Raw genomic sequence first — 8,225 nt, forward strand, 5'->3', positions numbered from 1 at the left:
CGCTCAAATCACCGATAGCAGAAAAGACCATTTACATAAGCTAACCACTCAATTAGTTCGTGAAAACCAAACGATTGTTGTTGAGAATTTAGCCGTTAAGAATATGGTCAAAAACCCGAAATTATCTCAGGCAATATCTGATGTAAGCTGGGGAGAAATAACCCGACAATTAGCCTATAAATGCCGTTGGTATGGCAGAAATTACATCGAAATAGATAGATGGTTTCCCAGTTCTAAACGGTGCAGTAATTGTGGGTATATTGTGAAAGAGCTGCCGTTAAATGTTCGAGAGTGGGACTGTCCAGACTGTGGGACTCACCATGACCGAGATATTAACGCCAGTAAAAATATTTTGGCCGCAGGGCTTGCGGTGTCAGTCTGTAGAGCGACCATAAGACCAGAACAGAGTAAATCTGTTAAGGCAGGTGCGAAAAATCCTTCGGGAAAGAAGCAGAAACCGTTCGGCTGAGCTCACGGCCGAAGCCTAAATCGTGAGGTTTGGGAATCACCGTCCGTTTACGGCGGTGAGGATGTCAAAGTGGCTGCCAGCATAGCAGCCGGGGTTATGGCAGCGGGGCAGTTTATCCCGGTTAAAAGTTTGAAAACAAGGGAAGCACAAGGTAAACTAATTATGATAAAACATTAATATAACGGTTCTCACACCTGTGTGGCACAGTTAAACCTTTGCTGATTAAACTTTTTAACATTGATAATGTACCTCCTGCGAACAGGAAATACTATAAATAAGCGGTAAAAATGAAATAAAATTAAGGGAAAAATTAATTATGCAACTAGAAGATTATTTTTTATTTATTTCCGAAAATGATATTAGAATCAAAGGTAATCGCCTCGGAATTGACAACGTACTCTTTTATTTCTTGGAAGGCTATACTCCAGAAGAAATAAATGCTATCTATCCCGATCTAAGTCTAGAGAAAATCTACGCTACTATTACTTATTATCTCCAGAATCAGCAAAAAATTGATGCCTATTTATTGCGCCTCCAGAATTGGCGAGAGACTCGCTATCAAGAATCCTTGAAAAATCCTTCACCTCAACGAGAAAAGATGAGAAAAATTAAACAGCAAAGGCAAGATTCTATCAAGGTATGAAAATCAAGTTTTTACTCGATGAAAACTTATCCCCCCGATTGAAAGTCGCTGTCTTAAGATTAAATCCAGAGATAGATATTTTACGCGTTGGAGAGCCGAATACACCACCGTTAGGAACTCTTGACCCTGATGTTCTACAGTATTTAGGATTATCTCAACGACTCTTGGTGACAGATAATCGTACCAGTATGCCTGAACATTTAGAAGAATATTGACAAAAAAATCAACAAATCTGGGGACTGTTTTGGATACATCCCACAACAACAATGGGAAAACTAGCCGAAGAATTAATTATGATTTGGGAAACTACCGAAGCAGAAGAATGGATCGATATTGTCGATTGGATTCCTTTTTAATTAATGATATAATAAGATTATTACCGTCCTTTTTATGCTTGATTATTAATTTGAATGACTCGCCAAATTCATGACCAATTTGCTAAGGAATATTTAGAGGAATTACTAACACCTCTAGGGACGATTAGAAAAAGTAAGAAAGTAAAAAGTGAGGTTCAAGAAATCGATGTCTGGTTTGAACCATTTAGCTCACCTACTCCCACTGAGTTACCTTTAGGGTTACTCGGAAAAATGGCGGCTACTTCCTGTTTGTTTGAACCTTTCCGCAATCCCCCGACCGAGGTAGAGATTCGCAGTTGTTTGTCAAAGTTATACGCGGTTCATGGGGATGTCTTGAGAAAAGCGAAACGGTCAAACAAAACTCTAACAGAAGCTGAACTACCAGTTCTCTGGATTCTAACGCCCACCTTTTCAGCTAGAATGATTGAAGATTTCGGGACTCACAGCGATGAGAGTAATTGGTTAACAGGGGTTTACTTTTTAGCGAAGTCTCTCAAAGCGGGCATCATTGTCATTCATCAATTACCAGTAATTGAAGACACCTTATGGTTGAGGGTATTAGGTAAAGGAGGAACTCAAAAACGAGCAGTTGAAGAGTTAGTTGAACTACCAGAACGCAATCCTTTTCGAGAGAATTTATTAGAAATCTTAGCGAACTGGCGCAAGAATTTAGAATTGAGAGATAATTTAAGTACAGAAGAACAGGAGGACATCATGAACTTATCACCAGCTTATTTACAACAAAGGGAAGAGTGGAAGCAAGAAGGTACTTTAGAGGGACAACTTTCGCTGATAGCCAGTCTTCTGGAAGGACGGTTTGGCAGCCTAGATTCGGAATTATCTGGTCTAGTAGAAAAGATTGCCCAACTTCCCATCTCGGAACGCACCGGATTGCTTCTTTCTTTGGCAAATTTATCCCGTGAAGAACTGCTACAAAGATTCAGGGAAAATTAAAACTCCAGCCCGCCCAAGCCATGAAGAATCATCCTAAACCCTGATGGTAGTTTGTCCGTTGAGGTTACTGTTATGGTCAAGTCCAGCTTTAACACAGACGCTCCCCTGTCTGGACAGCAAGTAAAGAGTGCGTGGAGAAGTTGACCCAAAGCGAGATATCGAAGATATCCGTTTCGTTAACAATCATCTCCTCTAAATGTTGAAAGTCTTCATTTTCATCCATCGGAATTACCATTTTAATAGACCTCTCCTTAGTTTGATAAAATCACAATCAGGAGATATTGTCAACAACTAACCGTAGCTTACCCAGTCGTTTATGCGTTGCTGATGCACTTTTTAAAAAATGGTGATAAACTCAACTGTACTGGGTACACTCTCCCTATCGGTGAATTTGAGAAAAAATCGAGAGAAAAAAACGATGAACGAACGAGAAACATCCAACAAAATTGAGGCGGGCGGGGGTTTTCCCGTATTGCAATATTGGGCAGAAAAAACTCTCTCTCCTCAAGGGGTTAAACTCTGGCAAACCTTGAATCATAAAAGTGCCTGTTTAGCTTGCGCTTGGGGAACGGGAGGACAAAAGGGCGGTTTTGTCAACGAAGCGGGGGAAAGTCTGCAACGTTGTCTCAAAAGTGTCGAGGCAGTTACTTCCGAATTAATGCCAGGTATTAAAACTGATTTTTTTCAGACCTATCATCTCGCTCAATTACAGTCCTTAACCTCCCTAGAATGCGATCGCTTGGGTCGTTTCAGTTATCCCGTCCTCTTAAAAGCCGGAGAAAGTCACTATCAACGTATTAGTTGGGAAGAAGTGTATCGATTAGCCGAACAAGCTTTTCATCAACCGTCCGAGACTATTGCCTCCTATAGTTCGGGACGTTCTTCTAATGAAGCCGCCTATCTCTTACAATTGTTTTTCCGGGCATTAGGAAGTAATAATTTAGCCGATTGTTCCGATCTCTGTCATGCCGCCTCGACCGTAGGCTTAAAACAGGTTTTCGGAACCGGAACTTCGATGGTCAGTCTGGAAAGTTTAAAACAAGCCGATTGTGTGGTGTTAATCGGTTCTAACGCTCCGGCTAATCATCCTCGCCTGATGAATGAATTAATTCAAATTCGTGATCGCGGCGGTAAAATTATTATTATTAACCCGCAAATTGAAGTCGGATTGGTCAAATTCTCCTCACCCGCTTTTCCGATTAAATCTTTATTGCGGGGCGGTTCCGATATTTCAACTCTCTACCTACAGCCGATTCCGGGTAGCGACACCGCCCTATTCGTCGGATTACAAAAATCTTTGATCGAACAAAATTTAGTTCGGTGGGATTATCTGGAATCCCATACAGAAAATTGGCAATCTGTTATAGATTATGCCCGACAAACACCATGGGAAACCATTACTAAAACCTGCGGTTTGTCCCGAGAAGAAATTGAAGCAACCGCCGCCCTTTTCGGCAATTTAGAGCGTGTGGTTTTCGCTTGGGCGATGGGGGTTACACAACAGGAAAATGGTGTCGATAATATCATCAGTATCGCTAACACGGCCTTACTCACGGGAAATGCTGGCAAAATCGGAGCCGGAACCATGCCAATCAGAGGTCATTCTAATGTACAGGGCTTCGGTTCTATGGGCGTTACAGTGAGATTACGTCAGGAAATCGCCGAGGCACTTGCTCAACTTTTAGGAAAGCCATTAAATATAACCGGCGGTTATGATACCAGGGCATTAATTGAAGCTGCCGAACGGGGAAAAATTAACACTCTTTTCTGTTTGGGAGGTAATCTTTATGGAGCAAATCCAGATTTAACTCAAGCCAAAAAAGCCTTAGCTCAAATTGATACGATTTTTTATGTAGCTACTAAGCCAAATTTAGGACATTTTCAGGGATTAGCCCGACAAAATACGATAATTTTACCCGTATTCGCTCGTTTTGAAAATCCTCACCCGACAACCACCGAATCGGGCAATAATTTTGTCCGTTTTAACGAGCGGGGAAGCAGTCATCTACAGGGTTCCCATGTGGATATCATCTCGGAAGTAGAACTGTTAACAAATATTGCCGTCAAGGTTTTAGGCACAAACCCGATTGATTGGTCGAGATTACACGATACCGCCTATATTCGTCAGTTAATCGCCAAAACGATTCCGGGTTATGAAAAGATCGGGCAATTAGATCAAACCCAAACAGAATTTACCATTAGCGGACGGATTTTTACCGAACCCCATTTTCCAACATCGACCGGAAAAGCGCAAATGTCTGTCACCCTTTTACCCACTTTAAAAGCACCGGAAAAGCAAGATTTCAACCAACCAGAAAATGCCCCCGGAATTGCCCTGATTCTCGGAACAGGACGCAGTTATGGACAACATAATACCGTCGTTTATCAAGTGGGCGATAAATATCGGGGAATGCCTCACCGTCATTGTTTATTGATGAACGCCGAAGATGCCAAAAAAGCCAGCTTTCAAGAATATCAACGAGTCACCGTTCAAGGAGATGCCGGCAAATTAGAGAATATTGAAATTATTTTCGGTTCGATTCGCGAAGGTGTTGGCTTTATGTTTTATCCCGAAGCCAATGTTTTATTCAAAGCTAAAATCGACCCTCGCTGTGGTACTCCTGCTTATAAACGAGTTCCCGTCTGGGTTTTTTAGTTATCAACTCCTCTGATTTTCTTTTTGGGAAATAATGAAATAGAGTTAAGCAAGCGAATAAATGAACGAAACCGAGTCCAATTCTGGGAAAGCGAAATTAAAGAAGCTCCCTATCGCTTTGATCGCATTTCTGTTATCCTGTTCTTACGATCATAGAATAAATAGCCATGGGTAAGTTTTTACTAACCGTATTAAGCATAGCAAGTTTGTTGGCTGTCGGGATGGCTACCCGTGGCATTGCAAGTCCCACATCTGCAGCGACGAACTTGCAACTAGCTCAACGCCCTAACTGTAACAATCCCCAGACTCAAAGCGAAATGAACATTTGTGCCAGCATAGCTTATCAAAACGCTGATCGCAAGTTAAATCAAGTTTATCGACAACTACTGCCAAAACTGTCAGCTGCTCGCCAACAAAAATTAATTAGCGCCCAACAAGCTTGGATTAAGTTTAGAGACAGCAGTTGCGAATTTGAAAGAAGTGCCTATGAGGGAGGATCGATGGCTCCCATGATTTACGGTTTTTGTTTGGTAGATGTCACCGAGCAGCGTACCAAAGATTTGCAGAGATATTTAGAAGATAGCGATCTCTAAGTCAGAATCGCCGTTGATATTACCGATAATTCCTTAGACGTTTACTGCACAACAGCCTAAGCGGGTGAGGGGAATCGAACCCCTATCATTAGCTTGGAAGGCTAGGGTTTTACCACTAAACTACACCCGCATTTTCTTAGCACTTTCGTTAGTATAACACGAATTGCCGATTTTTGCAAGTAGAGATTTTCAGCTGGTTAATCGCCTCTAAAATCCCGATCGCTCCTTGATTTTCCCGATTTGGCTAAAAGTTTCTTCCACGCGATCGAGATCTAGTTGGGAGAAATTATCGATCGCCCAATTAGACACTCTCTGCATAAAATGGAAGGGATAGGTATGAGCGATTCCCACCACCTGCATTCCCGCTCTTTTTGCCGCTTCGCAACCGACAAAAGTATCTTCAATCACCAGACATTCCTGGGGTTGCAACTGTAGATTAAAATTCCAACGATTAAATCTTTCTACGGCCAGTAAATAACCATCCGGTTGAGGTTTACTGGTGCTAATCTCATCACCGGTGACAATGACACTAAAGTAATCCCCAAGGCCCGTCCGTTGCAAGATTGATTCTACTTCCGATCGCACTGCTCCCGTCACCAAACCGATTTGTAGCTCCCTGGCCTTAACCCGTTTTAAAAAAGAGTATATCTCTTCATAAATAGGAAGTTTCTCTAATTTTTCTAATCTTGCTCGGTATAAACTCGCTTTTTTGTTAATTAACTTAGTCAGATATTCCTCGGTCACTTGACGACCGCGACGGGTGAGAACATTACGCAAACAGACGCGATCGCTTCTTCCCAGACATAACTCCGCAAATTCCGACCCTAGGGGCAGTAAATTTTCCCCGAGCAAGATTTCATTGATTAACTCTTGATGAATTGGTTCATCATTGATGATCACCCCATTAAAATCGAACAGAACAGCCTTTAACATCAATCTTAGACAGAAAAGCTAATAAATACTAAATATTCTTGATTATACTAAAGTTTTTCGTCGGGGCAGGGTGTGGGGAAGCTAAGACCCATTTTCCCCCAATCCCCCCCCCGAAGTCGGGTAGGGTTGATTCATGAATCAACCCTACTATGAATCAATTCTAGGCTCTAGGCGGCAGGGGGGGAGATTCGGCTAATCTAAGAATAAGCGGTTTAAATGCGTCTTGGCTTACAAGCTAGAAGAACAGGCAAGTTTTCCATTTTTGGGCGATAGAAAGGATTAATGCTTTTTCTGCTAGGGGTAAATTGGCCGCCTGTCGGTCGATTATATCGCTTAATTCCCCGATAATCCGATCTCTAGTCTCTTGGGAGTAACTGGAGTAACTGTAACTTCTCTGGACTAAAGCCATTTCTGCGATAACTCGATTTAAACTGCTGATAGCTTGCCAAGTTTGCGGACGTAATGACGGTTCTGCGGCAATGGGGGCAACCTCCAGGGAAGCGATACTATCGAGAGTTGCTGCCTGACTAAATCGGTGTAAAGTTTGGGCTAGGCTATACATTTCTTCCCCGTAGGCGAGGGAACGTACCGCAGCAAAGGCTTTTTCGGCTTTTTCGGTGTCCTGTTGGTGAAGATACCAAAAACCGGCGGCGGCGGCGCGAGCAGGAGTATCTAGACGGATTTGACTGTCAGGAAGATAAAACGGTTTCGCCGACGCATATTTTAACAATTGCCAATCGGAGGGATTTTCTGCCAGACGGGAGACCCGATAGATAACTTCTGACTCTGGGAATTGCGGTAAAACGCGATTAACGGCGGCAAGGACAGGAATAAACTGGCGGCTGTACCGAAGGTATTGATTGAGGTTATTAATAGCCGTTTCCCAGTCTTGCTGTAACCATTGTTGTAGAGTCGAGGTTAACCCCAGCAGCGGTAGAAGGGTAATACGGGGAAAAAGTCGCCCTTGCTCGCCCGCCAAAAGCCCGATTAGCCAATTATCAGGACGGAGAAAGGCGAATATAAACACCCCGCCCCACACCCCGCCGAACACCACGCCCCACACCACGCCCAACACCAGGCCCGACACCACGCCCGACACCCCGCCCCACACCAGGCCCCACACCAGGCCCCACACCAGGCCCCACACCCCGCCCGACACCAGGCCCCACACCACGCCCGACACCAGGCCCCACACCAGGCCCCACACCAGGCCCCACACCCCGCCCGACGCCACGCCCGACGCCACGCCCGACACCACGCCCGACACCCCGCCCCACACCACGCCCGACGCCCCGCCCGACGCCACGCCCAACGCCACGCACGACACCACGACCGACACCACGCCCAACGCCACGCCCGACACCACGCCCGACAACAACGCCACGCACAACGCCACGCACAACGCCACGCACGACGCCACGCCCAACGCCACGCCCACCCAATTAACAGAAAGTCCTAAATTTGCCGCTATGCTACAGATAATAGACATCTCCAAAAATTTGTAAGTCAGTCACAGCAAGGAAGACAGGCAGATTAGACCAAGAGTCAAAATTAGCTCTAAAAACCGATTAATCAGGGTTTTAAGAGACAAAATCGAATTTTGACGGAAAACTATGGCTAA

At 44.2% G+C, this 8,225-nt stretch carries 8 protein-coding genes and 1 tRNA gene; 6 read left to right on the top strand and 3 right to left on the bottom strand.

The annotated features are described in order from the left end of the window. The 6 genes from IM473_RS08755 to IM473_RS08780 form a co-directional block, all read left to right on the top strand. On the top strand, positions 1-469 hold a 469-nt coding region (locus tag IM473_RS08755; RefSeq protein WP_287657303.1), incomplete at its 5' end, for an RNA-guided endonuclease TnpB family protein. A gap of 316 nt (positions 470-785) precedes the next feature. Then, positions 786-1,112: a DUF433 domain-containing protein gene (locus IM473_RS08760; protein WP_287657305.1), complete on the top strand. Its 327-nt coding sequence runs from the start codon at positions 786-788 to the stop codon at positions 1,110-1,112. Next, on the top strand, positions 1,109-1,327 hold the full coding sequence (locus tag IM473_RS08765) for a DUF5615 family PIN-like protein (RefSeq protein ID WP_287657307.1): 219 nt from the start codon (positions 1,109-1,111) through the stop codon (positions 1,325-1,327). Before IM473_RS08760 ends, IM473_RS08765 begins: the two co-directional genes overlap by 4 nt. Positions 1,328-1,522: 195 nt before the next feature. Further along, positions 1,523-2,422: a hypothetical protein gene (locus IM473_RS08770; RefSeq protein ID WP_287657308.1), complete on the top strand. Its 900-nt coding sequence runs from the start codon at positions 1,523-1,525 to the stop codon at positions 2,420-2,422. 418 nt (positions 2,423-2,840) lie between these two features. Further along, positions 2,841-5,078 carry an FdhF/YdeP family oxidoreductase gene (locus IM473_RS08775; protein ID WP_287657310.1) on the top strand — a complete coding sequence of 746 codons (2,238 nt, stop codon included), beginning with the start codon at positions 2,841-2,843 and terminating at the stop codon, positions 5,076-5,078. 167 nt (positions 5,079-5,245) lie between these two features. Continuing rightward, entirely contained in the window at positions 5,246-5,671 is a 426-nt protein-coding gene (locus IM473_RS08780; protein ID WP_287657312.1) for a lysozyme inhibitor LprI family protein, read from the top strand. Between the two features lie 59 nt (positions 5,672-5,730). Here IM473_RS08780 and IM473_RS08785 read toward each other — a convergent pair. The 3 genes from IM473_RS08785 to IM473_RS22705 form a co-directional block, all read right to left on the bottom strand. Next, positions 5,731-5,801: transfer RNA gene (locus IM473_RS08785), tRNA-Gly, on the bottom strand. 77 nt (positions 5,802-5,878) lie between these two features. Then, entirely contained in the window at positions 5,879-6,604 is a 726-nt protein-coding gene (locus IM473_RS08790) for an HAD family hydrolase (protein ID WP_287657313.1), read from the bottom strand. 235 nt (positions 6,605-6,839) lie between these two features. Next, complete coding sequence (locus IM473_RS22705; RefSeq protein WP_287657315.1) at positions 6,840-7,631, bottom strand: hypothetical protein; 792 nt, start codon at positions 7,629-7,631, stop codon at positions 6,840-6,842. Positions 7,632-8,225: the final 594 nt, after the last annotated feature.

Source organism: Microcystis sp. M015S2, assembly GCF_020245945.1.
Taxonomy (GTDB): Bacteria; Cyanobacteriota; Cyanobacteriia; order Cyanobacteriales; family Microcystaceae; genus Microcystis.